The following is a 25,989-nucleotide window of genomic DNA, read 5'->3' on the forward strand; positions in this document are numbered from 1 at the left end:
CCCGGCCGAAGTGGTCCAGCACGATGAACCCCTGCAGCGTGGCGCGCTGCACCAGTAGGTTGCCGAAGGCGCGCGGGCCAGGCGGCGGGTCGGCCGCGTTGTAACCGGATATCAGACCGCAAAGCGCAACGCGCGCATTGACATTCAGTCGCGCAAAGATGGCGTCCATGATGTGGCCGCCGACATTCTCAAAATCGACGTCGATGCCGTCGGGCGTCGCGGCGATCAGTTGGGAGTGCCAGTCGTCGGCCTTGTGGTCGACCGCCGCATCGAAGCCGAGTTGCTCGGTGAGCAGGGCACACTTGTCCGGTCCACCGGCGATCCCGACGACCCGCGCGCCTTCGGCAACCTACTGGTGCAGCGCGCCACGCTGCAGGGGTTCATCGTGCTCGACCACTTCGGCCGGGCCGCCGAGGCCGCCGGTGAGATCGCCGGCTTGATCACCGAAGGCAAGCTGACGCCGCTCGAAACCATTGTCGAGGGCTTCGAGCAGCTACCGACGGCGATCAACATGCTGTTCGACGGAAAGAACGTCGGCAAGCTGATGGTGAAGCTCAACGGTTAGCGAACTACCGGCTCGGCCAGGTAGCCGCCGATGAAGTCATGCAGCGCGGGCGCGAGATCGGCAACGTTCGAGCCGTGCAACTTGGCGAGCAGGATTAGGCCCTGATAGTGCGCGAATAGCGCGTGCGCCAGCCGATCGGGATCGACGCCGTCACGCAGCATGTGGTCGGCGGCGGCGGCGCGGCAGATTTTCGCCAGTTGCGCTTCCAGCGTGGCCAACCGGTCGGCGAGATGGTTGCGGACGGACTCGTCGGTGGTCGACAACTCGGCCGCCAAGTTGCCGAACGGGCAGCCGACGAACCGGCCGAACTGCCTGTGTAGGGCTGCCTGAATGCCGCCGATCGCGTCTGGAATCGCCGCTAGCTTCTCGGCCGGAGTCTCCCCCGGATTGCTCGCCAACCGCGTCGCAAATACCTGCATGTGCAGATCTATCACCGCGTTGGCCAGGTCGGCTTTCGAGGAGAAGTAATGGTAGAAGCTGCCTTTGCGAACGTCGGCCGCACCGCAGAGTTCCTCGACACCCACGTCGTGGTAGCTGCGCTCGAGGAACAGCCGCGCCGCGCTCGACACGATGCGGTCGCGCGCGTCCGAGGTTCGTGGCACCTGGGAAGCGTAGCCGATAGTTGACTGGTCGGTCAAAATTCCGATACGTTCGGGCGACCGGCCATATCGAACGGAGATCGCAACCATGACGTCCAGCACCCCAGAGGTTTTCCGTACCCCCGAGGAGCGTTTCGAGAACCTTCCGGGGTACGGCTTCGCACCCAACTACCTCGAGGTCGACGGACTGCGGATGCACTATGTCGACGAGGGGCCGCGGGACGGACGTCCGGTGGTGTGTTTCCACGGCGAGCCGAGTTGGGCCTACCTCTATCGCAAGATGCTCCCGCCGCTGGTCGCGGCCGGACATCGGGTTGTCGTCCCCGACTACGCCGGGTTCGGCCGTTCCGACAAGCCCACCGACCGCCGGTGGTATTCCTTCGACCGGCACAGCGACCTGGTCGCCAAGGTGCTCAACGCAGTCGACCTGCACGACGCAACGGTCGTCGTCCAGGACTGGGGTGGGCCGATCGGGCTGCGATGGGCAGTGGAGAACGCTGACCGGGTGGGGGCGTTGATGATCATGAACACCGGCCTTTTCACCGGCCGAGTGTCTCGAGGCTTTCTGGCCTGGCGCGACTTCGCCGAAAAGAATCCGGATCTGCCGGTGGGTTTCGTCATCCAGGGTGCTACAACCACTCAGTTGTCCGACGATGTCGTCGCCGCCTACGACGCGCCGTTCCCGACGGCGGAATCCAAGGCCGGTGCAGCCCAGTTCCCGCTGCTGGTTCCGATTACCGAGGACGGGCCCGGCGCCGAGCAGATGCAATCGATCACCGACGAACTGTCCCGCTGGAATAAGCCGGCGCTGGTTGCCTTTTCGGATGCCGACCCGGTGTTCCCCTACCCGAAGTCCGGACAACAGTTCTGCGAGCTGATTCCCACCGCGGGCGAGCAGGTGCGCATCGAGGGCGCGGCGCACTTTCTGCAGGAGGACCGCGGCGAGCAGCTCGCCGATGTGCTGATCTCCCGGCTAGCCGCTTCCGTCACAGGGTGACCTCCCCCATCACTGGGCGGCCAGTACCGCAGAATTGGGTCCGCGGATCCACGCGGACCGGCACCTAGGCCCGTCGGGCTGCGACGTTTAGTGTCGTCGCCATGGTGGACGACGTCGCTGCCGGTACTGACCAGGAGCCTGTGCCGCATCTGCATCGCGACCTGTCCAACCGCCAAATTCAATTGATCGCAATCGGTGGCGCGATCGGCACCGGGCTGTTCATGGGGTCGGGGCGCACCATCACCCAAGCAGGCCCGGCGGTCGTCGTGGTGTACGCCATCATCGGGTTCTTCGTCTTTTTCGTGCTGCGCGCGATGGGTGAACTCTTGCTGTCGAACCTGAACTACAAGTCGTTCGTCGACTTCGCTGCCGATCTGCTTGGACCGGCCGCGGGCTTCTTCGTCGGCTGGTCGTACTGGTTCGCGTGGGTTGTCACCGGTATCGCGGAAGTTGTTGCTATCACTGGCTATTCGCAGTTCTGGTGGCCCAGCCTGCCGGTCTGGGTACCGGCCCTGACAACCGTTGTTCTGGTGTTGGCCTTCAACCTGTTCAGTGTCCGAAATTTCGGGGAGATCGAATTCTGGTTCGCCTTGATCAAGATCGCGGCGATCCTGGCCCTGATCGTGGTGGGAGTGATTCTGGTTTCCACCGGGTTCGTGTCTCCGGCCGGAGACCGCGCCGCGATCCAGAACTTGTGGACCGGTGGCGGATTCTTCGCGACCGGATTCATGGGCGTGGTCAGCGGTTTCCAAATCGCGTTTTTCGCGTTCGTCGGTGTGGAGCTAGTGGGAACTGCCGCGGCCGAGACCGCCGATCCGCGCCGCACCCTCCCCCGCGCGATCAACGCCGTCCCGATGCGTGTGGCGATCTTCTACATCGGGGCGTTGCTGGCCATTCTGACCGTCGTGCCGTGGCGCAGTTTCGCCGGTGGCGAGTCTCCATTCGTGATGATGTTCGCCCTGGCGGGCCTCGGCGCCGCAGCCTCGGTGGTGAATTTCGTCGTGATCACGTCGGCGGCATCGTCGGCGAACTCGGGCGTGTTCTCCACCGGGAGAATGCTTTTCGGTCTGGCTGACGAAGGCAGCGCACCGTCGCTATTCCGCCGACTCAATCGAGGTGGCGTACCCGCGAACGCGGTGCTGTTGACCGCCCCGCTGCTGTTGATTGCGGTTCCGCTGCTCTACGCCAACCGGTCGGTGATCGGTGTGTTCACCGTGATCACCACCGTGGCATCACTGCTGTTCATGTTCGTGTGGGCCATGATCGTGGTGAGCTACGTCGTGTACCGACGCCGGCACAGCCAGCGGCACGAGGACTCGATCTACAAGATGCCCGGCGGCCTCTTGATGTGCTGGGCGGTCTTGGCCTTCTTCGTGTTTGTGATTTGGACGCTGTCAACCGAATCCGAGACCGCCGTTGCTCTGGCGTGGTTTCCGGCGTGGTTTGTGGTTTTGGCGGCCGGTTGGCTTGTCGTTCGGCGGCGTCCCGGTCACGCCGAGCAATATCGGATGTTTCAGGCTGAGATGAACCAACCCAAGCAGACAGCAGTGAATGAGCATGGCGGATTGTCCTGATAATGCCGCGGTCATCGACGTCATCCCCGCCATCGAGTTGCAGCGCATCTGAAGTTTCTTGGGATCGGTAGCGTTTCTGCGGGTCTGTACTCAGTGCAACGACGACGCCACCAGGGCGACGCGCCACGAAAGGAAGACCGCACATGAACATCGTCCCCGCGGCCATCGAAGCCCAGATCAACCGCGTCGACCGGCAACGGAGCCTGTGGATCGGAATCAGTTTGGCCGTGTTGGCCGTCGGATCGTTCTTTCGGTTGCTGTGGATGCTTTACGTCTCGATGGCCTTCGGTGCCTTCGCGGGGCCGTTGGCCTTCCATGTCGTGTTCTCGCTCATCGTAGGCGCGGCAGCGGCTGTCGGCGCGATCGGATTCCTGACTCGCTATCACAAAGGTTGAGTAGCGCGACTTAGACGCAAGAGCCGCTTGGAACTCCAAGCGGCTCTTGCCGTCTCGCGCCGCCCGCGCTTGTTAGCGCTTGGCGATTCGCCGCAGCGTGCTGTCGAACAGCGTGTCCAACGCCTGCTGATGCGCGGTACTTGCCGTACCGGTAAGGATCAAGCCGTTCGTTCGTGCATATGAGTAGTAGTCGGTACGTATTGCGTCGGCTGATTCACCGGCGATCGTGGTGCTGACTGAATACCGGAAGCGTTGCGGCCCAGCGCCATTGTGGGAGTCTTCGAGAATATGGACGGTGTAGTTGCCGGCCGCGGCGCTGCTGAACTGCAGGCACCGGGACACCAACCCGGTGAACGCTCCGAAACCAGCGGGATCGAATTCGCGGCCGATCATCAGACGAATATCTCTGCGGGCCGCGACATCTGGTGAATCGGCCGGATCATGCGCGAACACCTCGGCGGCATCGTAGGCGCCGGTGGAAGCCACTCCTACGACCGAGAAGCATTCCGGGGGGCTAATGCCGAGGCCTTCGTCATTTACGTGATATCTGATGTAGCCGAACGTATCCGAAAGTTCCTTGATGTCGCTGATCGTCCACGACGGAGGAAAGTCGTTCGATTTGGGCAGCAGTTCGGCCAACTGCTGGTCGCTGAGCGCGGCGAGCTTGGGTGCGAGCACCGTTGAATCATCTTTGCGCCCGGCCGCTTTGAGCACGGTAGGCACGGTGATCAGCACTGCCGCAATCGCGACGACGCAGAAAGCGGCGGTGATCAGCCAGCGCGCCGGTGCAGACAGCGGAGGCGGGCTCATAGCGCGCGCAACCGTTGCACCGTTTGGGCGGCAGCCTGTTTGACCTGCTCGAGTTCGGCGCCTTCCAGGTAGATGGTGCATTCCAGCAGCACCCCACGCACGGCGTAGTACTCCACGTGGTACGTCGAGGCAGGATCACGGCCCGCTATCGGGGTGAATCTACGGGTGACCGTGACGGCGGCATCGGCGCCTTCGGCCGCACGTGCCTCTACCGACGTGGCGACTTCGCGCCGATTCTTGACTTCGCCATCCAGAAAATGGTTGGTGACACGGTAAGAGCCGCACCGATTGAGCCAACTCAGATAATCGGCAATCTGGGCAGGACCGTCGGGAACAACCCAGATAGCGAAACGCGCGTTGGGTCCGTGTTCGTGCGACTCCCCCGTCGACGCGGCGTCGGCGGGGGCGGCGTCCTGAACGAACAATTGGGCGTACCGGTCGACGTGGACGAATGCGGCCAGGACGGCACCCGCGTGATCGAGGATCTTGGGCAGGTTCCCGCAGGTGTCGGGCGCGTACTCCGCGGCGGCCGGATTCGGGGTGCTGGGTGCTGAAGGGGTAATCGTCGAAGGTGCGGGTCGCTGTAGCCGCCCGGTTAGCGAATAACCCCAATCTTGTGGGAAATCTGCGCTGACCGGCAACGCGGTGGCCAGCGTCCAATTGGTGTATGCCGCCAGGCTCGTCGGTGTGGTCGACTTGCCGGGCGCCCTTATCAGCAGGACCGCCGCACACAGACCGAGGACGATAAGAGCGGTGGCGCCCACCAGTCGCAGCCACTGCTGGCCGCGCGCGGCAACCGAATTCGAGGCTCGCCGGGCTGAGATGGCTCTCATTCGCTCTCCTCCCCGCGGACCGATCTGCGCGGCATCCGCATTGCCACCGGGGTTAGCCGGGCGTAACACTATCGCGGGAGGGGCCGCGCAAAGCCGACCGACACAGGGCGCCGGCAGCCAAATCGGCGGCGATAGGCTCGCGGAGTGTCGATTCGCAGCCTCGCGTCAGCAGCCCGCATCGCCGCAGCAGTGCTCGCCACCGCGACGGCATTCACCGTCGGCGGGTGCGCTAAATCGCAGCATTCGGCGGGGAGCCCGACGACCACGACGAATAGTGTTGTATCGCAACCAAAAATGCCATCATGCGATTCAGTCGATCTTTCATACGAGCCCACGTTGGCGGATCAGCACGTGCGCTGCACGCTGTCGATCAACAACCTCACTCTCGAGGTGTCCGGTGATCCCGCCTGGTCGTTCAGTTTGCGAGACCAGGGCGGCGTTATCCAGCAGTTCCAGGAGCCGACCAGCGAGATCGGTCAAACCGGTGTCGCGCCGCTGTTGCAGGACATCGACAGCAGTGGCTTGCCGGTGTTGCTGGTGGTCACTGACCGCGGCGGAAGCGGCGGGGAACCAATGGCCGTGTGGCGGCTTGCCGGGTCACCGCCGCGATTCGTGCGCGCCGGCGAGTTGTTCGGCTTCCGCCAGTTCTACCGAACCACGGAAGGATTGTTCGGCAACTATGCGCACTCCAGCGCGGTGTCCGGGTCCGTAACGCTCTACCGCTGGGTTGACGACAAACTGGTCACCGTCGCGGTGCTCGACACGCAAGCAGCCGAAGCCGCGGTAGGCGACGAAGCTCGGAGTTGGGTACGCAACGGGAATGTGCTGTGCGCACTCAGCACGGACGACTACCTGCCCGGTGCCAGTGCACAACGGACCGCGGCCCTGAAAGCCGCCGGAATCGACCCCGCCACCGCGCAAGAACGGTTCTGCAACCAGGGCTGGGTGGCTTCGATCTATCGATGAAAGTTTGGGGGTGCGGATGCACGAGCGTGTGGCTGTGGTGACTGGTGGCGCATCGGGGATCGGTGCGGCAAGTTGCCAGGAGCTTGGCCGACGCGGCCACAAGGTCGCGGTGCTGGACATCGATGGGGACGCTGCGCGGCATGTCGCCGGCGAGCTGGCGGCGTCGGGCGTGACCGCAGTCGGTGTCGAGGTTGATGTCAGCGACCGGGCGGCCGTCGAGCACGGATTCGACACGGTGCGAGCCGAGCTGGGACCGATTGCAATCCTCGTGACAAGTGCTGGTAAAGCTGCGTTTTCGCGATTCAGTGACATCTCCGTCGAGTCCTGGACCGAGATCATCGACATCAACCTCACCGGAACATTTCACTGCTGTCAGGTGGCGCTGCCGGACATGGTCGCCGCCGGGTGGGGTCGCATCGTGATGATCTCCTCGTCGAGTGCCCAGCGCGGGTCTCCCAACATGGCGCACTATGCGGCGGCCAAAGGCGGCGTCATCACGCTGACCAAATCGCTGGCCAACGAGTATGCGCCCAACGGGATCACGGTGAACAACGTGCCGCCGTCCAGTATCGACACGCCGATGTCGCGACGGTCCCAGGCCGAGGGCAAACTCGGTCCGCCCGAACAGGTAGCCAAGCGAATACCCATGGGACACATGGGTTCCGCGGAGGATATCGCCGCGGCGGTCGGATTTCTGTGCTCGGATGAGGCGGGCTACATCACCGGTCAGGTGCTCGGCGTCAACGGTGGATCGGTGATGTGATCCGCTGTCAGCTACGCACTCACCAGGTCCGGGTGGAACTTCACGGCCATCCGGCGTAACCCGTCCTGCCAATCCACCGTGCTGCCACCGCCAACCAGTTCGTGTAACCGGGTGACGTCAACGGGGTTGCCGCGCAACGCCTGCGCGCTTTCGCTGAACACCGGCTCATGGCCGATCAGCTCGCCGAGGTAGGTGCACCACTCCTGGATGCTGACGATCTGGTCGCCGGCCCAGTTCACCGTGGTAGCCGGAATCGATGCGGCCGCAAGTAGTTTCGGTATGGTGGCAATGATGTCGTCTTCGTGTATGGGGTTGTAGCGGGCGGGTTCCCCGGGCGGAACCGGGATCGGGATGCCGCCCAACACCATCTCCATGTGGTAGAACATCCACCCGCCGTTGTCCCCGTACGGAACATTCAGCCGCGCGATGGTAGTAGGCAGTCCCAGAACGCGCGCCGTTGACCGAACCACCGCTTCGCCGGCGATCTTAGAGATCGAGTAGGTGGGGAAAATGGGTTTGTGGTTGTCGCCCAGAGCTGCTCGCTCGGTGCGCAATTCGTCGTCGGGCGGGTCGTAGACCGCGGCCGACGAGCAGTGTAGGAACGCTTTGGCGCCGCGACAGTGCGCCATCAACAGGCCGACGGAGTCGGCGTTGGCCGCGAGATCCTTGTCCCACCGCCCGCTCTTGGCCACCGCCAGATTCAGGACGTAGTCGAAGTCCGATGGCAGGGCGGTGAAGTCCCCGGTCGCCAGGTTGACCGTTTCGCAGCGCACACCCGCGCCTTCCAGGGCGGCTCGGGCGGCAGCGTCGGTGAATCGGGCAATGCCCCAGACTTCGTTTTCGGCCGCCAGGGCTTGGGCAATGGGCGTGGCGACTTGGCCGGTCGCCCCGGTGATCAGGATCTTGGAGTCGCGCATGCGCTGATGGTATCGCCGGACCTGGCGCCTACCGCACCGCCAGTTTTGCGCATTCTGCTCATGCGCCGTGGTAGGGTCCCCACATGCCCACCAGGGGTCGCATCGACTTGCGGCTCGCCAGCCGGGTACTGCTGTTGCAGCTGGTGCTCGTCACCCTGACGCTGATTGTCGCCTTCGTACTGTTCGCCCAGTTCAATCGTCATCGGCTGGATCTCCAATACGGCATTCACGCAATGGATGTCGCTCGCGTGGTGGCCTCTTCGCCGACGGTGCTCACCAACATCGGACGCTACGACGCGACGGACTTGACGGCGAACCCCACGTTGGTCAACGAACTCGCTACCGGGCCGCTACAGACGGTCGCTTCCCGCGTCGAACAACGCACCCACGTCTTGTTCGTCGTCATCACGAACACCCAGGGCATCAGGCTCGCGCATCCGCATCGAGACGAGTTGGGCCGCGAAGTCAGTACCGACCCTTCCCAGGCCTTGGCCGGGCACGAGCAGGTGGTCCACCAATCCGGCAGCCTCGGGCGGTCGATCGTCGCCAAAGTTCCAGTGGTGGAACCGGGTACGAATCGGGTGCTGGGCATGGTCAGCGTCGGCATCTCCACCAAGCAGTTCGATGAGCAGTTTTCCAAGAATTTGCGCGTGCTGGCGCCGCTGGGCGGTGCGGCGCTGTTGATCGGTGTCATCGGTTCGGTGGCGCTGGCCCGCCGGTGGCGAGGGCTGACGCTGGGACTGCGGCCGGCTGAGATGGCCGAGCTGGTCCGCACCCAGGCGGCGGTGCTGCACGGAATCGGCGAGGGAGTGCTGGCGGCCGACGAGACGGGTCGCATCACCTTCGTCAACGACGAAGCCTGCCGACTGCTTGAAATCGGCACCGATCTGGGCCGCCATATCGACGAGATCGGTTTGACCCCACGTGTTCTCGACGTGTTCAGAGCATCCAAACAGGACGATACCGCCCCCACTCTGGCCACGGTCGGTCAACGGATCGTCGTGGTCTCGGCACGCAAAGTCCAGCGCGACGGCCGCGAACTGGGCACCGTGTTGGTAGTGCGCGACCGCACCGACGTTGAGTCCCTGACCCGTCAACTGGACGCCGTGCAGGTGATGAGCACCGCGCTGCGGGCGCAACGCCACGAGTTTGCCAATCGTCTGCACCTGTTGAACGGGCTGTTGCACACCGGTCACCTCGAGGAAGGGCTGCAGTACCTTGAGGAACTGCTCGGCTCAGGCCCGCTCGGGTCGGCTTTGCCCGGACTCGATTCCATTCGTGATACGCACCTCAAAGCATTCCTCGCGGCCAAGGCGGCCACTGCCCGGGAGGCCGGTGTGACGCTGAGGATCGGTGAAAACACCTGGGTCTCAGGCAGGCTCGAACTTCCGGTCGATGTCACGACCGTGGTGGGCAACCTGATCGACAACGCGATCGACGCCGCCCGCAGTGGCGAAAATGCCGCCAAAGAGGTGGAAGTCGAGCTGTTGCAAGAGGATTCGACGCTGCACATCACGGTCGCCGACAGCGGCGACGGTGTGGCGCCCGATTTCGCCGAGCACATGTTCACCGAGGGCACGTCGACCAAGTCGGACTCGGGAATTCCCGGCGGGCGCGGTATCGGGCTTGCCCTGTCCCGCCAGATCAGCCGCGCGCTCGGTGGGGACCTGCGACTGTCGAGCCCGGGTGATCCGGCGGCCCGGCAGGGATTGAGCGGCGCGGAGTTCATCGCACGACTGCCGGGCGTGATGAGCGAGGAGGAACAATGGGCGGACCAGAGTTGACCGTGCTGGTGGTCGACGACGACTTTCGGGTCGCCAACATGCATGCCGGGATCGTCAACGCTTTGCCTGGTTTCGCCGTGGTCGCCACCGCCAACACCCTTGCGGCTGCGCGCCAGGCGGACCCCGTCGATTTGGCACTGGTCGACGTCTACCTACCCGACGGCTCCGGCATCGACTTCGTGCGTGAACTCCGCGGAGACAGCATGGTATTGACGGCCGCCACCGAGGCCGAGACCATCCGCGCAGCCATGGCCGCCGGAGCGGTGAGCTATCTGGTCAAGCCGTTTGCGACAACCGAACTGGCGGCACGTCTTTCGGGTTACGCGCGTTACCGCAAAATCCTGTCCAGCCCGAACCTCGGCGCAAGCGACGTCGACGCCGCCCTGGACGCGCTGCGTCCCCGCGTCGTTGCGGCCGCGTCCCCCACCACGGTGGCATCCCCCACCAAAAAGCTTGTGCTGGAAGCGTTGCAGAAATCGGAGTCACCGATGTCAGCGGCGGAAGTCTCTGCGGCGATCGGCATTTCGCGGGCGACCGCGCAGCGGTATCTGGCGACTTTGTCCGCCACCGGTGAAGTCACCGTCGGACTGCGATACGGGACTACCGGCCGGCCCGAGCAGGAATTCGCCGCAACCGGTAACCGGGCGGCGCGGTCTTCGCGCTAGATCACTGGGATCTCAAACGGGTCAACACGTCAGGCGGCTTCGTCCAGCGGCCCCGGGTTTGACCAGTCGGTGCCGGCGTCGAGGCAGAACTCGCGCAGTGTGCTCAACAGGTCCTGTCGCAGAACGTCATTCGAATTGAGCCGATCCGGCTGATAGCCGAGGACAGAGATGAAGATGCGGCCGTTGACCCGTCCTGACGCCAGGGCCAGCCGTCCGCCGGTGGCTTGCATCATCGTCGTGGTCACCCCGGGGAACAGTGACATCAACGCGAAGTGATTGGCCGCGCTGCCGTCGGCGCAAGCCACTGCCGGATCGATCACGCCCAGATTCGACGCGACAACGGTGCTAGGGGTGCCGGCGGCAATGCCGACAAGGCGCTTGACCAGTGCCTTGGGCAGCAGTGGAACCAGCGGCATCAGCGCCCATCGTTCGTTGGTCGCCGCATCCTGACCGGTGGAGTGGCGGATCAACGCCTGCTTGATGATCGCGCGGATTTCGCGCAGGTCGGTGGTCGTGGGTACCCGCTGTAGGAAGACATCCGCGTTGCTCACCGCGTTGGCCCGGGTGTCGCCCGGTACGCGCTCGTTGACCGGCATCGCCAACGTGAGTGAGCCGTCGGCGGCGACTCGCCCCACGCGCTGGGCCAGGCGAGCCGCCACCGCTGCGAACAACGCGTTGCTGGTTCCCCCGGTCGTCCGCGCGCGGGCATCCCACGCGTCGCCGTCCAGGAACACCGTCGTCATCGGCAGTACGACGGGTATGTCTGGACCGGCCTTCGGTGTCGGCGCGGTGGTGGCACGCTCACGCCAGGCGAGGCGGGCTGCCGCGGCGACCGCGCGCCCGACCCTGGGGGCGTCCCGCATGGTCTGCCGAATGTCCTCGCGAAGCACCCGGGAGCGCCGGCGCGATCCGGCCGCGGGCCAGCCAATCACGTCGCGGCGAGTAGCGGCGTCCGCCAGCGCTTCGCACAGCCCGAGACCGTCAGCCAGGCAATGTGACAGCACCAGGCTCACCCCGGCCCCGCCGTCGCTGAACGGGAGGACCGCGAGGTGCCATGGCGGCCCATACTCCGCGTCCAGCGGTGTGTTGGCCTGCTCGATCAGCCAGGCGTCGAACTCAGCGCGCGGCCGCGCCGACTGTGCGATCTCGAGATCGGAGAAGCGCTCGGGAGATACCCAGCGATGACGGCCGAAAGGCAGCGGTGAGGTTTGGATGCTGCGGCGCAGCCGGCCCAGCCGCAGGTGGTGGTGGAATCGGCGCAGGCCGTCGAGGTTGAGGGCTTTGTCGTACACCCAGGCGCATTGCAGCAACCCGGTGGCTCCGGTAGCGCGCTCACCGAGAAACATTGCCTGATCGGCAAGATCGATCACATTATTCGGCACCGACTGCCATTGATTGGCGCTATTCAACTCGACCATTTCTATATCTCTTTTCGAGGATCGATCGTGATTACCACCGGCTGGCGGCCGTGACCGCGTTGAACACCAGAGATTTGGCGGCCGTCTGGTCGACATCGGTGTAGGTCTGCGCGATCTGGGTGAACGCGGCACCCGCGCGCATCAGCTCTTCCTGGGCAGCTCGGTTCAGGTCCAGCAGTGCTGCCGCTTCCTGGTGAAAAGCCGCTGCAGCCTGCAGCGATACCTCGTCCGCGCCGGCCGGAATCAAGCCGGTTATCGAGGTCTGCGCGTGGTCCCCGGCGGCCAGGCTGCTGGTGCCGATCTCGATAACCTGTGCACCGATGTCGCCGACGATCGGGTGAAATGTCATGGATTGCATTTTCGTACTCCTCTACGTGCAGTGCCGAATTTCCCCCGCAGTGCGAAAACCGGCTGACACTGCCTGTCACGAAAAGCTTCCGGCTATTCCGATCGCCGTTCGTGTCGCAAATTGCGATATTTGCTGAGATCGAACCTATGCCGCTGCCGGCGTGGTGTCGCGCTTGTGGGCGATAGACGGAGTAAGTGACGATTGCGAGGTTTTGCGCATTGTGCTCACCGGCTAGGTGGCTTCGATGTTCAAATGGCAAAAAGGTGCCTCGGGACCCTGGTTGGAGACCTTAGAATTAGAGCGTTGTAGAGCACGGTTGGACCGCGGCGGTTGCGGCGGTAGTCGCGCACGAAACACACAGGAGCAGCACGCAGATGGCAATGGATTCCATGTCCCACGATCCGGCCGCTGGCGACATCGGTTCGCAGTTGGTCGACATCGCCAGTCAGGGCATCAGCTCCGGCTCGACCGCGGCCATGTCCGTTATGAGCGGGTTGATACCAGCCGGGGGCGAAGAGGTGTCGATGCAGGCGGTAATGGCTTTCGCCCAAGAGGCCGCCACAATGCTGGCTTCCAACACCGCAGCTCAAGAAGAGCTGATGCGGGCCGGTACTGCGTTGACCGACATCGCCCGCATGTATGGCGACTCCGACGAGACCGCAGCCGGTGCGTTGGCATTCAGTTCCTCGCCGATGTCCAGGCTGGGAGGCGCGGCTGGATCAAGTGGTGTCGGCGGATTAGGTGCTGCCGGCGTGCAGAGCCCGCTCGGCGCCGCGGCCACCAACCCGCTGGTGGCCGGAGCGACCCAAGTGGCGTCATCGCCGATCACATCGGCGGCCGCTAGCGCCGGACAGTCGGCGATGAGCGGCGGGGCTCCGCTGGGCAGCGGCATGGGTGCGGGCACGTCGGCCGCCGGCAGCTCCAAGCCGAGTTTGGCCTCTTCCATGGCGCAGGACGGCGACGACAGCCAGCGCGAAGACCAGGACGAGCCTGCCGAGCGCATGCTCTGACGATCGTGCTCGCCACGGGGTTGGCTAGTGATGGCCCGAAGACCCCGGATGATCTCCTACGCTAACGACTAACATTCGACAGCGAAGGAGCGGCGTTGTGACCGATGAGCCTGACATGGCCACCATCCTGCGGCAGATGAAGGTCCCCGAGCGGATGAAGGGCAGTCAGGCGCTGCGGGATTTCCTGCTCATCTACGTCGACGACGAGGAGTCGATCGCGGCCAACCCGGATCGGCTCAAACAGTTGAACGGCTTGATGATCCTGTCGCAGTTGGAGGTCATCAACGCGCTGGGCGCGCTAGAAGAGAATGCCGTCAACCAGTATCGCGCCGCGGTCGAGCGGCGAGGTCGCAAGCGCCGGTGGTTCTGACGCGCTGGATCGTCGACGGCATGAACGTTATCGGCAGCCGCCCGGACGGCTGGTGGAAGGACCGCGGGCGAGCAATGGCTGCGCTTGTGGAACGGCTTGACGGGTGGGCCGCAGGACGCGGCGAACCCGTCACGGTGGTATTCGAGCATCCGCCCAAGACGCCGATCAGCGCGTCGGTGATCGAGGTGGCATACGCACCCCGGGCGGCAGCGAACTCGGCGGACGACGAAATCGTCCGACTGGTGCGGGCCGATCCGCAGCCAGCTGAAATTTGTGTCGTGACTTCGGATAAGACGCTCACCGAGCGGGTGCGCGGACTGAGCGCTTCGGTGCGCCGCGCCGAAGGTTTCCGCGACCTGGTGGATCCGCGTGCACCCAAATCGCAAGGGCAGCATGTCGATTGAGCCGAGCGCGGTGAACCGGGTGTGCGCGATGGCGGGCATCGACATCCCGATCATCCAGGCGCCGATGACCTACATCGCCGGCGCGCAACTGGCCGCGGCGGTATCCAACGCCGGGGCGCTCGGCGTCATCGAGACCACCTCCGAGCAGGGTCGCGCAGATGTGCGCTGGGTGCGTGATCTCACCGACCGGCGCGTGGGTGCCAACATCGCGTTGTTGTTCAACCGCGATCCGGCGGTGGTGGACCTGTTGGCTGACAACGACATTCGTTTCGTAACCACTTCTGCCGGCGACCCGTCCCTATTCACCGCCCGGCTGCACGACGTGGGGATCACGGTGTTCCACGTGGTCGGCACGCTGGCTGCGGCAAAGAAGGCGGTAGACGCGGGCGTCGACGGCCTGGTGGTCGAAGGCGTCGAAGGCGGCGGGTTCAAGAACCGGTTCGGAGCTTCGACCATGGTGCTGTTGCCGTTGGTGGCGGCGCACGTCGAAGTGCCGATCGTGGCGGCGGGCGGCATTTGTGACGCCCGATCGATGGCTGCTGCGTTGGTGCTCGGCGCCGATGGCGTGCAGATGGGCACACGGCTGCTCGCCTCGGCGGACTCCCCCGTACATGGCAACCTCAAGGAAGCCGTGGTTCGGGCCGACGAGACAGGTACCGTGCTACTCCCCCTGGACGGTCGACGGATGATGCGAGTCATTCGGACACCGGCCGCTGAGAAGCTGGATGCTGCAGCCTCTTTCGAGGCTGGCGGAGCCGCATTGCAGCGCGTGCAACGCCTCTACTTCGACGGCGACATGGACGCCAGTGTCGCCAACACCGGTCAGGTTGCCGGCCGGATCGAGGACCTTCCGCCGGCTGCCGAGATCATCGAGCGCATGTGGAGCGGATGCCGGGAGGTGCTGGCGGGTAGTCACTGCGAACCTCAGATCGGATCGAATTGCGAGATCAGCCAGCGCCCGTCGATCTTGTCCAGTGTGAGCCGAACGTTGGACGCGGTACTCCTCGGAGCTTCCTGGCCGACGACGATGGTCTGGCTCACAAACAGCAGCACGACGGCGTGCGTAGCGGTCGCGGACACCGAAGCCGCGCCCGGGACCGTGGCCACGGCCGAAATCTGCTTCTGCTTGGCACCGGGTATCACCACGTCGTGAACCAATTGGGTGTAGGTGCTGAGGAACGACCCGCTCAACCGGGTACGTGCGGCATCCAAATCCCTTGCCACCGTGCCAGGTTGGTAGGACAGCAGCGCGATCGTGCCGTCGGTGGCCGCCCGCACGGATTCGGTGCGAGCCTGCGTCGCCTCCCGGATGGAGCTGTCCTGCCACTTCAGCCAGCCGGCGCCGGCCGCAATCGCCAACGCCAGCGCCGGCAGCAAGCCGTGGCCGAACACCCGTGACCAACGGATACTCATGGCACGAACCGGACGCTGGACACTTTGACCTGGTCGCCGACCTTCGCGACAGTGATGCGCATTCGCCAAACCCGCGGAACAGGTTCGGCCGCGCCGGCATTGGAGGTCTGCACCGACACTTCCACCAGCGCCTGTGCCGTGTCGGCGGTCTGCGACTCCAGGCCGGACTCGGTGACGGAACCGACCGTGCTGGATTGGGCCTGTCGCAGCACGTCGATGAACGGACCTGACCGCCGAGCGAAGTCGTCACGGAACTCACCGGTCGCGCCGTCCAGGATGCGGTGCACGTCAGCGTCGGCGTGTCGCCAGTCGATCGTGGTCAGATTCACTGCGCCTTGCGTGGCGACTTGCAGGAATTCACCCCGTTGGGCTTGCGTCTGCTCCGCTTGATGAACACGAAAGCCTAACCAAAGCAACAATATTGCTAATGCTACGACCAAGGTCAGGCCAAGCAGGATGGCCCGGCGCGGAGTTGGGTCCGATTGTGGTGCAATCGGTTCGGAATCATTCAGCTGCCCGGCGGCAGCAGCATCGATTGCCATGTCTTGTCCCTCGATACGGTTGGCGGAGGTGCGGGTGGCAGTTGCGGAATGCCCTGACCGGAAAGCGTGGCGTTGGGGTCGCCCTTCCAGTTGAAGCCGTCATTGAGCGGCACGTATTGCTCGGCGCTCTCGCACAACTTCACGGTGGGCGCGCGCTTGCCGGGCACGGTCTCACACGGGATGTTGCGTGCGCCGCGCACGTTCAATGGCGACTCCTGCGGCACCCGGCAATACAGGTCACCGGCCGCCCGGGCCGGATTGTCCTCGAAGGTCGGCACCCGCAGCTGCTGGGCGGGCAGGAAACCAGTGGTGCACGGGGGCGGCAGGTTCAGGTTGAGATTGAAACTCAGATACTGACCCCGGTATGCCTGCTTGGTATTCAGATTCGCCAAGATGCCGGCCTGCTCAGCGCCGATTGCCATGGGGAACACCACCAATAGCTGTTCGAGGTCGTTCTGATAGTCGAGCGCGACCTGGCCGATGCTGACCAGATTGGCCAACAGAATCGGCAGCGTCGGCTGCACGCGCTCAAAGAGCTGACGCGTCTCGGCAAGCGCTGGACCGCCCCGGTCCACCACACCGCCGATGGCCGCGTCATGGGACTGCAGTTCCGCGGTGACCGCGGCGAGGTGGGCCGCCCACCCCGCAATCGCATCCGAGGTACGGGTCTGCGAATCGAGCACCGGCTGTGCCTGGTCGATCAGCGCCAGCATCGGATCGAGGTTCTTTCGGGCGTCGATTGCCAAGCTGGTCGAACCCGCAATCAGCCGAGATAGCTCCGGGCCGAGGCCGCTAACCGCCGTATATGACTCGTCCACCACAGTTTTTAGATTCTCCCGAGGAATCGCCGTCAGCGCGGTGTTCGCGGAGCTGAGCAAGCCGTTGATGTCGGGCGGTACCGAGGTGTTGGCCAGCGCAATGACATCGCCGTCCCGCAGCGGCCGCGAAGTGCCGTTGCGAGGCAACAATTCGACGTACGATTCGCCGATCGCTGTGTGGCTATGCACCTCGGCTTGCAGGTCGGACGGGATGTCAATGCCCGATTTCAGCGAAAGCACCGCTACCACACCGGAATCGGTCAGTCGCACCGCCTCGACACGTCCCACCTCGAAGCCGCGATAGGTGACGTTGCCGGTGCTGTATAGCCCGCCGGCCTCGGGTAATTGCATTGTCACGGTGTAGCGACCGACCCCGAACAGCATCGCGGGCAGTTTGACGAAGTGTAGAAACGTCACGGCGACCACGGCCACCGCGATGACGGCGAAGACGGCCAGCTGAACGATGACTCGACGCGGTAGGTGCAGCATCTACGGTCCCTGGTCGCCGTGATACGGGATGGTCAGCGGATTGCCCGGGGTGCCGCGGAAACCACCGGTGCACGGACTGGGGAATTGGCCGATGGTACGACCCCACTGCAATTCAAGCTGGGTCAGATGGCATTCCCAACGGGTTCCGGTGAACAGCCCCTGGTCGATTCGGCTCAACGTGAGGTCGACGATCGCGGTCAAGTTGGCGTAATCCCCGCGCTGGAAATTCTGGAACGTCTCGTTTGGGAATGGGAAGGTGGCCAGCAGGGACAATGACCGGGTCAGGCTCGGCCCGGCGTTGGCCAGCGACTCCAAAACCGGTCCAAGATCCCGTAATTCGTTGAGCAGGTTGGTCTTCGTGCGGTCCACGGCGTCGACGGTCAACGCACTGAACTTACTCAACTGATCGGCGGCCTCGACGAGCTTGTCCCGCTCCTGGTTGAGCACCGCGAGCGCGTCCGGAATGGTCGCCAACGCACGGTCCAGCACCGACTGCTGAGCGGCGAACTTGCCGGCCAGCCGGTTCAAGCTTTCGGTGGCCGCGATGATGTCACCCGACTGATCGTTGAGGTAGCCGGAGAACTTGTCCAGTTGCCCGATCAGTCCACGCACATCGTGTTCGCGTCCGCGAAAGGCGGTGCTCAATGCCTCGGTAATGTCCTGGATCTGGCCCAGCCCACCGCCATTGAGCACCAATGAGAGCACCGCCAACGTTTGTTCGGTGCTCGGGTAGGCGCCACCACGGGACAGCGGGATAACCGAACCGCCGCGCAGCTTGCCCTGCGGTGCTTCGTCTTTCGGTGCCGCCAGCTCGATGTGGTAGGAACCGAGCAGGCTCGTGGTACCGATCTTGGCGGTCGCGTTGGCCGGCAACACGACATCACCGTTGAGCTGCATCGTCACCAACGCGTGCCAGCCCTGACGTTCGATCTTGCTGACATGTCCGACTGTCACGTCGGCCACCCGCACCCGCGAGTTCGCTTGGATGTTATTGACATCAGGCATCTGCGCCTGGATAACGAACGACCCGCGGCCCTTGCCCTCGGTGCCGGGCAGCGGCAGCGAGTTCAATCCGCGCCAGCCGCAGCCTGGCATCACGGCGAGGACCGCGACCGTCAGCGCAACGGTGAGAACCCTTTTCATCAACGTCATGAGCCGACTCCCGGCGGCAACATCAGGCCGGGCAAGCCGGCCGCCGGATCGATAGGTGCCGGCCCCGGTGGAACGAAATCCGGCCGCATCCAGGCTTCGCTGTAGGTGACCTCGTTGGGACGGGCCTGCGCTCCTACGAACAGATTCTCCCCGATCGGCGGGAAGTTGTATTGCCGGTTCTTCACAATCGGCGCCATGTACTGCGCGCAGAGCTTCGCCGCCTGCTCCCCGCCGAGGCGGGAAGCCGCTTGAATTGCACCACACAGGAACGCAATTGGGTTTGCCATGTTGTTCCCGGCCAGAGCGCCGGTCAATGCACCATTGGCGGGTTCGAAAATGTTGTTGAAGTTCTGCAGGACGGTGGGGCTGATGTGCAGGGTTTGCTTGATGTCGTCGAGGCTGGCCACCAACGCCTTGCTGATGGAGGCGAGCTTGTCCGATGCTGTCCCGATCACCTCGCGGTTGTCCGCGCTGAAGCTCTGCACGTCGGCGACAACAGCGTTGAGGTCCTCGGCCGCCTCGGCGACCTTGTGCGGGTCGTCGGCGAGCACCGCCGATACTGCTGCCAAGTTGTGGTTCAGCTGCTCGAGCAGATCCGCGCTGTCGTGCAGCGCTGTGACGAGCGTCGACAGATTTTTCAGTGTGGCGAAGATGTCGTTGCTGTGATCGCCTAGCGCGGAAACCGCCTGGGACAGTTTGACTATCGTGTCACGGATGGTGGGCCCTTGGCCGCGTAGATTGTCGGCGGCGGTATTGATCAGCGCGCCCAGGGTACTGACACCGCCGGGCCGGGTGGGTTTCAGCAATTCGGTGAGCCGCTGAAGTTGAGCCCGTAGGTCATCCCACTCGACGGGCACCGCCGTGCGGTCCTGCGGGATGACCGCACCGTCGTTCATGGCGGGTCCGCCGGCATAGGGAGGCGTCAGCTGGATGGCGCGACCGGTAACCAGTTGCGGCGACAGGATCGCCGCCTTGGCGTCGGCGGGAACCTTGTGCTTGCGGTCGAACCACAACGTGATCTTCGACCGCAGCGGTTGCGGCTCGATCTTGACGATCTTGCCCACCGGCACCCCGCGGATACGGACGTCGTCGCCGGCGAACAGACCGCTGCTGTTGTCAAAGTAAGCGACCACTGTTGTTCGGGCGGTGTCGCCCGCCGTGCGCATCGCGACTAACAGCCCGGTGATCAGCATCAGGGTGAGGGCGGTCGCCAACGCGGAGCGGCCTCGTCGCAGTTTCGTTGTCACGGTTGGCCTCCCGGCGTTAATGCGGGCGGACCGGGCGGCGGACCGCCCGGCGGCGGAGCCGGTGGTTCCGGGCGGGGCGGGTAACGCGGATCGTCGGGATTGCCGGTGATGGCGTCGGGCAGATTCAGGCGCGGCTCACCGCCCTGTCCCGTCCGCGGGTACGGGACCGGTAACGGCGGGGTGCCGGGCTGGCCGACCGGCGGGTCGGTCAGCTGCGACGGCAGCAATGTGGCCGGGTCCAGTCCCAAGTCGGAGAATGCGGCGCCGATGAACGGTTGCACGAACTGCCCCGGCAGCAAATTCACCACATACGCCTTGAAGAATGGTCCCGACGACAGCGACTCGCCGAGCGACATCACGTACGTGTTGAGCAGTGGGATCGCTTGCTGCACACGTTCTTTGCGGTTCTCTACGACGGCCAGCACCGCGTTGAGCTTGTCCAACGCGGGCCGCAGCTGCGCGCGGTTTTCGGCGATGAACCCCTGCAACTGCCGCGAAACGGCCGATATGTTTGCCCAGAGGTGATCCAGGGCGGCACTTTGGGTCCGCAGTTGCGCCAGGATCGCGTTGGTGTCGCGGACCAGACTCACGATCTGGTCGGTGCGCTTGGCTAGTACCCCGGTGGCTTTGGCCGCGTTGGCGAGCAGGCTGCGCAGTTGGGCGTCGCGCTTGTCGAGGGTCTGTGCGAGCCGGGCCACACCGCTGACCGCGTTGCGGAAATCGGTTGGCGTGTCGGCAAAGGTCTGCGCCAGGGTGTCCAGCGAGGTGGACAGCTGGCTGGTGTTCAGTCCGCTGATCGTGGTGGCCAGATCGCCGAGTGCATCGGGCAGCTGGTAAGGCGACATCGTGCGCTCGATCGGGATCGGGCCGGTCAGGTTGCCGTCACCGCGAGGCAGGACGTCGAGGAACTTGCTACCCAACAGGCCTTTGGTCTTGATCGCAACCTCGGTGCGATCTCCAAGCCGAATTTCGTTGTCCACGTTGAACTTCACCAGCACGCCCGGCCCGTGCAGCTCGATGCTGGACACTTTGCCCACCGGATAGCCGGAGACCTCGACGGTGTTGTCGGTGCGCAGCCCGCCGGCGTCGGCAAAATACGCGGAGACGCTTTTTCCGTGATCGAAGAAAGGCAGCTTTTGGTACTGCAAGGCGCCCAGCACGGCGCCGGCAGCGAGCACGATGCCGGCCGCACCGATGACCAACTGGTTGCGTTCAGCGAAGGACTTCATTTCGGTGCACACCGTCCGGTGGGCTGGCCGGCCACCTTGACGTACACGGGTTGACCGCCCTTGCCATTGACCTTGAGCACCACATCGCACAGATAGAAGGCGAAGAAGTCGCCGTACATGCCCTGGCGGGCCAGTGCCTGGTACTTGTCCGGCAGCGTATTGAGCAGGTTGTCGAGATAATCATGGTCGGCCGCCGCGATCTCCGCGACCCGATCGGTTTCGTGCACTACCTTCGACAACGGCGCCCGCGCCTGCGCCAGTAGGTCGGCGATCGATCCGGCCGCGGCGTTGGTATAGGCCACTGCGTTGGAGATGTCGGCCTTGCGTTCGGCAAGGCCGTGCACCAATTGGGCCAGCGACAGCACCGCCTGGTCCAACCGATCGCTCTGGCCGCCAAGCGAACCCATAACGACGTTGAGGTTGGTAACTACTTCTCCGATGAGCTGATCGCGGTCGGCCAGCGTGTTGGTAAGCGCCGCAGCCTGATCCAGAAACGAGGCGATCGTCGGTCCTTGTCCCTGGAACACCTGCAGCAACTGCTCGCTGAGCGCGTTGACCTGATCGGGGTTGAGTGCACGGAACAACGGTTTGAAGCCACCGATCAAAGCGTCGAGATCCAGTGCCGGCTTGGTGCGGGCCAACGGGATCGTCTGACCGGGGCGAAGAACGTTGAGCCCGCCAGGGCCTTCCTCCAGCGCAAGGTAGCGGTCGCCGAACAAGTTGTCGTAGCGGATCACCGCTTGGGTCCCTTCGGTGAGGGTGACCGAGTCCTCGGCGGTGAACTCGACTCGCACTGTGGCATCGGGGTTGATCGAGATCCTTTTGACCTTGCCGATTTCGACACCGGCGATGCGAACCAACTTGCCCTGCCGCAGGTTTGACACGTTGGTGAACTCGGCATAGTAGGTGTTGCCCTCGGCGAATCGCACTTCCCCGAACACGGCGATCAACAGGACCGCGGTCAGCACGCATACCGTCAAAAAGACACCGAGTCGCACCATCACGCCCGTGAGGTTTTCTCTCATGGGTGCTCCTCGGGTTGCCCACCCGGTGCCGCGGGCAGTACCCCGGGCCATAAGGGGACTCCGTCTGGACCGTAGAGGGCCGCACCGTAGGGTGGGCCGCCCGGATTCGGGCCCGGCGCGGGCCCGGGAAGGCATTGGCGGATCGATGGCGGCCTGGGCTCGGCGCGGGTCACCGGGAGGTAGTCCGCCCAGCACGGGTGCCCCAGGCCCGGGTTGGGTCGGATGTCCAGGCCGGTACCCCATCCGGTGTCGGTGATCAGTTGGCGTACCGGGAAGTTCTTGCTGGCGTCCGGAAGCGACCCGCAGCCGGGCTGTCCGCCGGGTCCGCCTTTGGCCGCGACCAGCGGCAGATTATCGGGAAAGACGTACGGGTCGTTTCCCAATAGCAGTGCGACGTCCAGTTGCAGGGTCCGGCCGTCGGCTCCGCCCCACGCCGAATAGCCGCCGTTGTCCAAATACCATTTGGTGCCCTGCAGAAAGCAGGTGTATTCGGGGCTGTATTTGGTCAGCAGGTTCGTGGTCGGTTCGAGGATGTTGACCGATGCGATGAGATTGTCCCGGCTGTAGCCGAGCAGGGTGGTCCCCGTCTTTGACAGACCAATCACGTTGAGCAGCAAAGTGTCCAGTTGTGCCGAGTGGTTGACGACGGTGGTGCTGGTGGTGCTGGCGGCGTTCATGATCGACAAGATGTCACCGGCGGCAGCGTGATAGGTCTCGGCGAAGCTCTCCAATGAGTTCCAGTCCCGACGCATGGTTTCGCTACGCGCGTTGAGGGCAGCCAGCACCTCGTTGAGGTCGGTGGTTGCCTGCCCGATCCGTTCACCCTGCCCGCGCACGGCATCAGCCACCGCGGTCAATACCGCGTTCACCTTCAGCGGGTCGATCACGTTGAGCAGCGCCACGACGTTTTCGAACACCGTGTTGATCTCGGTGCTGACATTCTTCGAATGCAGCACGGCGCCCGCAGACAGTCGGTCACGACTCGGGTTCGGCGGCATGACCAGGTCGACGAACTTGGCACCGAAAGCGGTGGTGGCACTGATCTGTGCCTCGACATTGGCTGGAATGTAACGGATTTGGCTTGGCTCGATTTCAAGTGCGAGCTTGGTCCCGTTGTTGTCGTCACCGATCCGGCTGACCCGGCCGACCTGTACACCGCGCAACATGACCTTCGCTCCGGGGTCCATTACCAGCCCGGAGCGCTGCGCGGTAAGCGTCACCGGCACGAAGGATCGCAAGGTGCCGTTGAACGAGATCGCTGTGACCAAGACGACGACACCGATTACGGCCAAGAGCATCAGCGTCCACCATCCGTCGTGCAGACGGTGTCTTCCCGGCCGGTGCTTCATCTCGCTAACTCGCCAGGTGGAAGTTCGGAGACTGGCCGTAGATTGCCAGGGTCATGATGACGATGGCTATCGAAGCGACGACCATCGAGGCGCGGACAGCGCGGCCCACCGCCTCACCCACACCGGCCGGCCCGCCGTGCGCGGCGTAGCCGTAGTAGGTGCACACCAGCATGATCATCAGCGCCACCACAACGACTTCCAGCGACGACCACAGCACGTCGCTCGGGCGTAGAAACGTATTGAAGTAGTGGTCATACACGCCGGAGCCCTGGCCGTAGATGGCCGTGGTGCCGATGCGGGCGGCCAGATAAGCGGTCATCAACCCCACACAGAAAAGCGGGATGGCAACCACCACGCCTGCCAGCACCCGGGTGCTCGCGAGGTAGCTGACGCTGCGGATGCCGATCACTTCGAGCGCTTCGATTTCCTCGTTGATCCGCATTGCGCCGAGTTGCGCGGTGGCGCCGGCGCCGACGGTTGCCGCCAGCGCGACCATCACGGTGCCCGGCTGAATCTCTCGGGTGTTGAAGAAAGCCGAGGCGAAGCCGGTCAGTGCCTCCACGCCCACCGAGGCGAATTGGTTGTAGCCCTGTACCGCGACGATTGCGCCAGTGGTCATCGCCAGAAACCCGACGATCACGACCGTTCCCCCGATTACTGCCAGAGTTCCTACGCCCAAACCCATTTGGGCGATGACACGCAGCAGTTCACCGCGGTAGTGCATGATGGCGTCCGGAATCCCGGCCAGCGTGCTGACATAGAACCGCATCTGTGAGCCGAGCCGATTCCATTCTCCCGCAATCGATTCTGTTACCGTCATGGTTCGCCTCACGAAACCATGAACGGCATGCCGACGGCGGTGACGATGATGTTGATGACGAACAGGACGATGAAGGCGAATACCACGGTCTCGTTGACTGCCCGGCCTACGCCGGCCGGACCACCACCGACCGACATGCCCTTATAGCAGGCGATCAAGCCTGCCATCAGCCCGAACAGCGTTGCCTTGATCATCGAGATGAAGACGTCGATGGTGTGGGTGAGGGTGGTCAAGCCCGACACCCAAGCCCCGGCCGAGACATGCATGAGAAACACCGAGCAGAAGAACGCACCGATCAATCCCGTCGCGGTCACGATCGAGCTCAGCGCCAGCGATACCGTGGTGGCCGCCATTACCCGGGGCACCGCCAGCGCCTGAATCGGGTTGATGCCCATCACCCGTAGCGCGTCGAGCTCCTCACGGATGGTTCGCGCCCCAAGATCGGCGCACATAGCCGTGGATCCAGCGCCCGCGACCACTAGGACCGTCACGATCGGGGCGCTTTGGTCCACCGTGAATATCGCGCAGCCGGTGCCGGAGAAGTCCGCGGCACCGATGTCGGTCAGCAGCACATTGAACAGGAAACCCGATATGACCGCCCAGGGGATGGTCATCAGGATCCCGGGAAGGGTGGAGACTCGCGCCACAAACCAGCACTGGGAAAGGTATTCGCGCCAAGCGAAGGGCGGCCGGAACATGGCTACGAAGGTGTCCAGTGACATTGCGAAGAAGCCGCCCATCGCCCGCACCGGCTTTACCGCTTGGTCGAGCGCGATCACCATGGTGTCCCGCACCCCCGGACAGGTCGAAGTGGACGTGTGACACCTGCGAGGTTACGCGGCACGCAGTCCATATGTCCATAGCTGATACGCATCGTACCGAGCAGATGTCCTTCAAATAGCCAAGCAGATCGCCACTTATCTAAGACGATGTATTTTGTCAGTATCGTCTGATGGTCACGTGTGCGGATCGTCTGGTGGGTCAACCGGGGACCCATTTCAAGTCGTCGTCGGCCGGGACTTTCATGTCATGAACGCTTGGAGGGCGAGCGCCGAATTCGCGAAGTCGCGAAAGTGCAGCCAGCGAGCGTCCCGCAGCGTGATGATGTGGGCGAACTCCGTTTCCCACTCGTGTCCGGTTATGCCGACCGGCAAGGTAATCGGATTCCTGCATGCCGGTCGGCTCTATTCGGGCCGCGTCGTCGACGAGATCGACCGGGACACGGTGTGGGCGTTCGCCGAAGGCTTCGGATATGCCTACGAACGCACCGTCCTGCTCGAGCGCATGCGGCGCCAGCATGCGGAGGTGCTGCGGGCGCTGGCGTCCGCGGACGAGGCCGCCCGCGCGTTGCAGGACGCGGATCTGGACCTGCGCAAGATCGAGCCGGTCGAACGTAGCTATGTGCGACTGGCCAGTGTCCCCGAACTGGCCTGAGGCGCACCTGTCAGGGCCATGTCTATAACCGTTACGGCTGGAGCGCAGGCTT

26 protein-coding genes and 4 pseudogenes are annotated in these 25,989 nt (G+C 64.1%); 12 read left to right on the forward strand and 18 right to left on the reverse strand.

All coding sequences use genetic code 11. The features are described from left to right. Positions 1–346, reverse strand: a pseudogene (locus A5634_RS27735) (zinc-binding dehydrogenase); the annotation flags it as partial. Between the two features lie 215 nt (positions 347–561). After that, a complete protein-coding gene (locus A5634_RS23690; protein ID WP_065146517.1) occupies positions 562–1,167 on the reverse strand; it encodes a TetR/AcrR family transcriptional regulator in 606 nt (201 codons plus the stop codon). 85 nt (positions 1,168–1,252) lie between these two features. On the opposite strand from A5634_RS23690, the gene A5634_RS23695 reads away from it, so the two are divergent. The 3 genes from A5634_RS23695 (at position 1,253) to A5634_RS23705 (ending at position 4,130) form a co-directional block, all read left to right on the forward strand. Next, a complete protein-coding gene (locus A5634_RS23695) occupies positions 1,253–2,161 on the forward strand; it encodes a haloalkane dehalogenase (protein WP_065146474.1) in 909 nt (302 codons plus the stop codon). Positions 2,162–2,262: 101 nt separating this feature from the next. Then, positions 2,263–3,735 (forward strand): amino acid permease, encoded by a 1,473-nt coding sequence (locus tag A5634_RS23700; protein ID WP_065146475.1) that lies wholly within the window; start codon positions 2,263–2,265, stop codon positions 3,733–3,735. Between the two features lie 143 nt (positions 3,736–3,878). Next, positions 3,879–4,130 carry a hypothetical protein gene (locus tag A5634_RS23705; protein WP_065146476.1) on the forward strand — a complete coding sequence of 84 codons (252 nt, stop codon included), beginning with the start codon at positions 3,879–3,881 and terminating at the stop codon, positions 4,128–4,130. A gap of 72 nt (positions 4,131–4,202) precedes the next feature. On the opposite strand, the gene A5634_RS23710 is transcribed toward A5634_RS23705, so the two are convergent. Together A5634_RS23710 and A5634_RS23715 are read right to left on the reverse strand one after the other, a co-directional pair. Continuing rightward, positions 4,203–4,940 carry a hypothetical protein gene (locus tag A5634_RS23710; protein ID WP_065146477.1) on the reverse strand — a complete coding sequence of 246 codons (738 nt, stop codon included), beginning with the start codon at positions 4,938–4,940 and terminating at the stop codon, positions 4,203–4,205. Next, complete coding sequence (locus A5634_RS23715; protein WP_065146478.1) at positions 4,937–5,773, reverse strand: hypothetical protein; 837 nt, start codon at positions 5,771–5,773, stop codon at positions 4,937–4,939. Before A5634_RS23715 ends, A5634_RS23710 begins: the two co-directional genes overlap by 4 nt. 336 nt (positions 5,774–6,109) lie before the next feature. Here A5634_RS23715 and A5634_RS23720 point away from each other — a divergent pair, with 336 nt between their 5' ends. Beyond that, positions 6,110–6,739 (forward strand): hypothetical protein, encoded by a 630-nt coding sequence (locus A5634_RS23720; RefSeq protein WP_155769691.1) that lies wholly within the window; start codon positions 6,110–6,112, stop codon positions 6,737–6,739. A gap of 16 nt (positions 6,740–6,755) precedes the next feature. After that, positions 6,756–7,502 (forward strand): SDR family NAD(P)-dependent oxidoreductase, encoded by a 747-nt coding sequence (locus A5634_RS23725; RefSeq protein WP_065146479.1) that lies wholly within the window; start codon positions 6,756–6,758, stop codon positions 7,500–7,502. An 11-nt stretch (positions 7,503–7,513) separates the two neighbouring features. Here A5634_RS23725 and A5634_RS23730 read toward each other — a convergent pair whose 3' ends face one another. Next, positions 7,514–8,419, reverse strand: a complete 906-nt coding sequence (locus A5634_RS23730; protein ID WP_065146480.1) for an NAD-dependent epimerase/dehydratase family protein — start codon at positions 8,417–8,419, stop codon at positions 7,514–7,516. A gap of 83 nt (positions 8,420–8,502) precedes the next feature. Between A5634_RS23730 and A5634_RS23735 the strand changes: the two genes are divergently transcribed. After that, positions 8,503–10,203 (forward strand): sensor histidine kinase, encoded by a 1,701-nt coding sequence (locus tag A5634_RS23735; RefSeq protein ID WP_172831772.1) that lies wholly within the window; start codon positions 8,503–8,505, stop codon positions 10,201–10,203. Next, entirely contained in the window at positions 10,185–10,868 is a 684-nt protein-coding gene (locus A5634_RS23740; protein WP_065146481.1) for a response regulator, read from the forward strand. Before A5634_RS23735 ends, A5634_RS23740 begins: the two co-directional genes overlap by 19 nt. Positions 10,869–10,897: 29 nt before the next feature. On the opposite strand, the gene A5634_RS23745 is transcribed toward A5634_RS23740, so the two are convergent. Then, positions 10,898–12,286 carry a hypothetical protein gene (locus tag A5634_RS23745; RefSeq protein ID WP_065146482.1) on the reverse strand — a complete coding sequence of 463 codons (1,389 nt, stop codon included), beginning with the start codon at positions 12,284–12,286 and terminating at the stop codon, positions 10,898–10,900. Positions 12,287–12,317: 31 nt separating this feature from the next. After that, positions 12,318–12,635, reverse strand: coding sequence for a PE family protein (locus A5634_RS23750; protein ID WP_253861858.1), 318 nt, complete (start codon positions 12,633–12,635; stop codon positions 12,318–12,320). A 380-nt stretch (positions 12,636–13,015) separates the two neighbouring features. On the opposite strand from A5634_RS23750, the gene A5634_RS23755 reads away from it, so the two are divergent. From A5634_RS23755 to A5634_RS23770, 4 genes and pseudogenes are all read left to right on the forward strand, one after another. Beyond that, on the forward strand, positions 13,016–13,645 hold the full coding sequence (locus A5634_RS23755) for a PE family protein (RefSeq protein WP_065146484.1): 630 nt from the start codon (positions 13,016–13,018) through the stop codon (positions 13,643–13,645). Positions 13,646–13,742: 97 nt separating this feature from the next. Further along, complete coding sequence (locus A5634_RS23760) at positions 13,743–14,015, forward strand: hypothetical protein (RefSeq protein ID WP_065146485.1); 273 nt, start codon at positions 13,743–13,745, stop codon at positions 14,013–14,015. A gap of 20 nt (positions 14,016–14,035) precedes the next feature. Next, on the forward strand, positions 14,036–14,419 hold the full coding sequence (locus A5634_RS23765) for an NYN domain-containing protein (RefSeq protein WP_065146519.1): 384 nt from the start codon (positions 14,036–14,038) through the stop codon (positions 14,417–14,419). Between the two features lie 28 nt (positions 14,420–14,447). Next, positions 14,448–15,332: pseudogene (locus A5634_RS23770) on the forward strand (NAD(P)H-dependent flavin oxidoreductase); the annotation flags it as partial. 11 nt (positions 15,333–15,343) lie between these two features. On the opposite strand, the gene A5634_RS29715 reads toward A5634_RS23770, so the two are convergent. The 11 genes and pseudogenes from A5634_RS29715 to A5634_RS29720 form a co-directional block, all read right to left on the reverse strand. Then, complete coding sequence (locus A5634_RS29715) at positions 15,344–15,826, reverse strand: hypothetical protein (RefSeq protein ID WP_081290628.1); 483 nt, start codon at positions 15,824–15,826, stop codon at positions 15,344–15,346. A 2-nt stretch (positions 15,827–15,828) separates the two neighbouring features. Next, positions 15,829–16,374 carry a mammalian cell entry protein gene (locus A5634_RS23775; protein WP_065146486.1) on the reverse strand — a complete coding sequence of 182 codons (546 nt, stop codon included), beginning with the start codon at positions 16,372–16,374 and terminating at the stop codon, positions 15,829–15,831. Continuing rightward, entirely contained in the window at positions 16,341–17,681 is a 1,341-nt protein-coding gene (locus A5634_RS23780) for an MCE family protein (RefSeq protein ID WP_065146487.1), read from the reverse strand. Before A5634_RS23780 ends, A5634_RS23775 begins: the two co-directional genes overlap by 34 nt. Further along, positions 17,682–18,824, reverse strand: coding sequence for a virulence factor Mce family protein (locus A5634_RS23785; protein ID WP_155769695.1), 1,143 nt, complete (start codon positions 18,822–18,824; stop codon positions 17,682–17,684). Positions 18,825–18,829: 5 nt separating this feature from the next. After that, a complete protein-coding gene (locus tag A5634_RS23790; protein ID WP_065146489.1) occupies positions 18,830–20,080 on the reverse strand; it encodes a virulence factor Mce family protein in 1,251 nt (416 codons plus the stop codon). After that, on the reverse strand, positions 20,077–21,309 hold the full coding sequence (locus tag A5634_RS23795; RefSeq protein WP_065146490.1) for a virulence factor Mce family protein: 1,233 nt from the start codon (positions 21,307–21,309) through the stop codon (positions 20,077–20,079). Before A5634_RS23795 ends, A5634_RS23790 begins: the two co-directional genes overlap by 4 nt. Next, complete coding sequence (locus A5634_RS23800; protein WP_065146491.1) at positions 21,306–22,334, reverse strand: virulence factor Mce family protein; 1,029 nt, start codon at positions 22,332–22,334, stop codon at positions 21,306–21,308. The genes A5634_RS23795 and A5634_RS23800 overlap by 4 nt, the downstream gene beginning before the upstream one ends. Further along, positions 22,331–23,683: an MCE family protein gene (locus A5634_RS23805; RefSeq protein ID WP_065146492.1), complete on the reverse strand. Its 1,353-nt coding sequence runs from the start codon at positions 23,681–23,683 to the stop codon at positions 22,331–22,333. The genes A5634_RS23800 and A5634_RS23805 overlap by 4 nt, the downstream gene beginning before the upstream one ends. Positions 23,684–23,687: 4 nt before the next feature. Then, positions 23,688–24,503, reverse strand: coding sequence for an ABC transporter permease (locus tag A5634_RS23810; RefSeq protein WP_065146493.1), 816 nt, complete (start codon positions 24,501–24,503; stop codon positions 23,688–23,690). An 8-nt stretch (positions 24,504–24,511) separates the two neighbouring features. Further along, positions 24,512–25,285 (reverse strand): MlaE family ABC transporter permease, encoded by a 774-nt coding sequence (locus A5634_RS23815; protein ID WP_065146494.1) that lies wholly within the window; start codon positions 25,283–25,285, stop codon positions 24,512–24,514. Between the two features lie 240 nt (positions 25,286–25,525). Then, positions 25,526–25,642: pseudogene (locus tag A5634_RS29720) on the reverse strand (nuclear transport factor 2 family protein); the annotation flags it as partial. On the opposite strand from A5634_RS29720, the pseudogene A5634_RS23820 reads away from it, so the two are divergent. Further along, a pseudogene (locus A5634_RS23820) lies at positions 25,635–25,901 on the forward strand (LuxR C-terminal-related transcriptional regulator); the annotation flags it as partial. The pseudogenes A5634_RS29720 and A5634_RS23820 overlap by 8 nt on opposite strands. Positions 25,902–25,989 lie beyond the last annotated feature (88 nt).

The sequence above is a fragment of the Mycobacterium asiaticum genome (assembly GCF_001673365.1).
GTDB classification, from domain to species: Bacteria; Actinomycetota; Actinomycetes; order Mycobacteriales; family Mycobacteriaceae; genus Mycobacterium; species Mycobacterium asiaticum_A.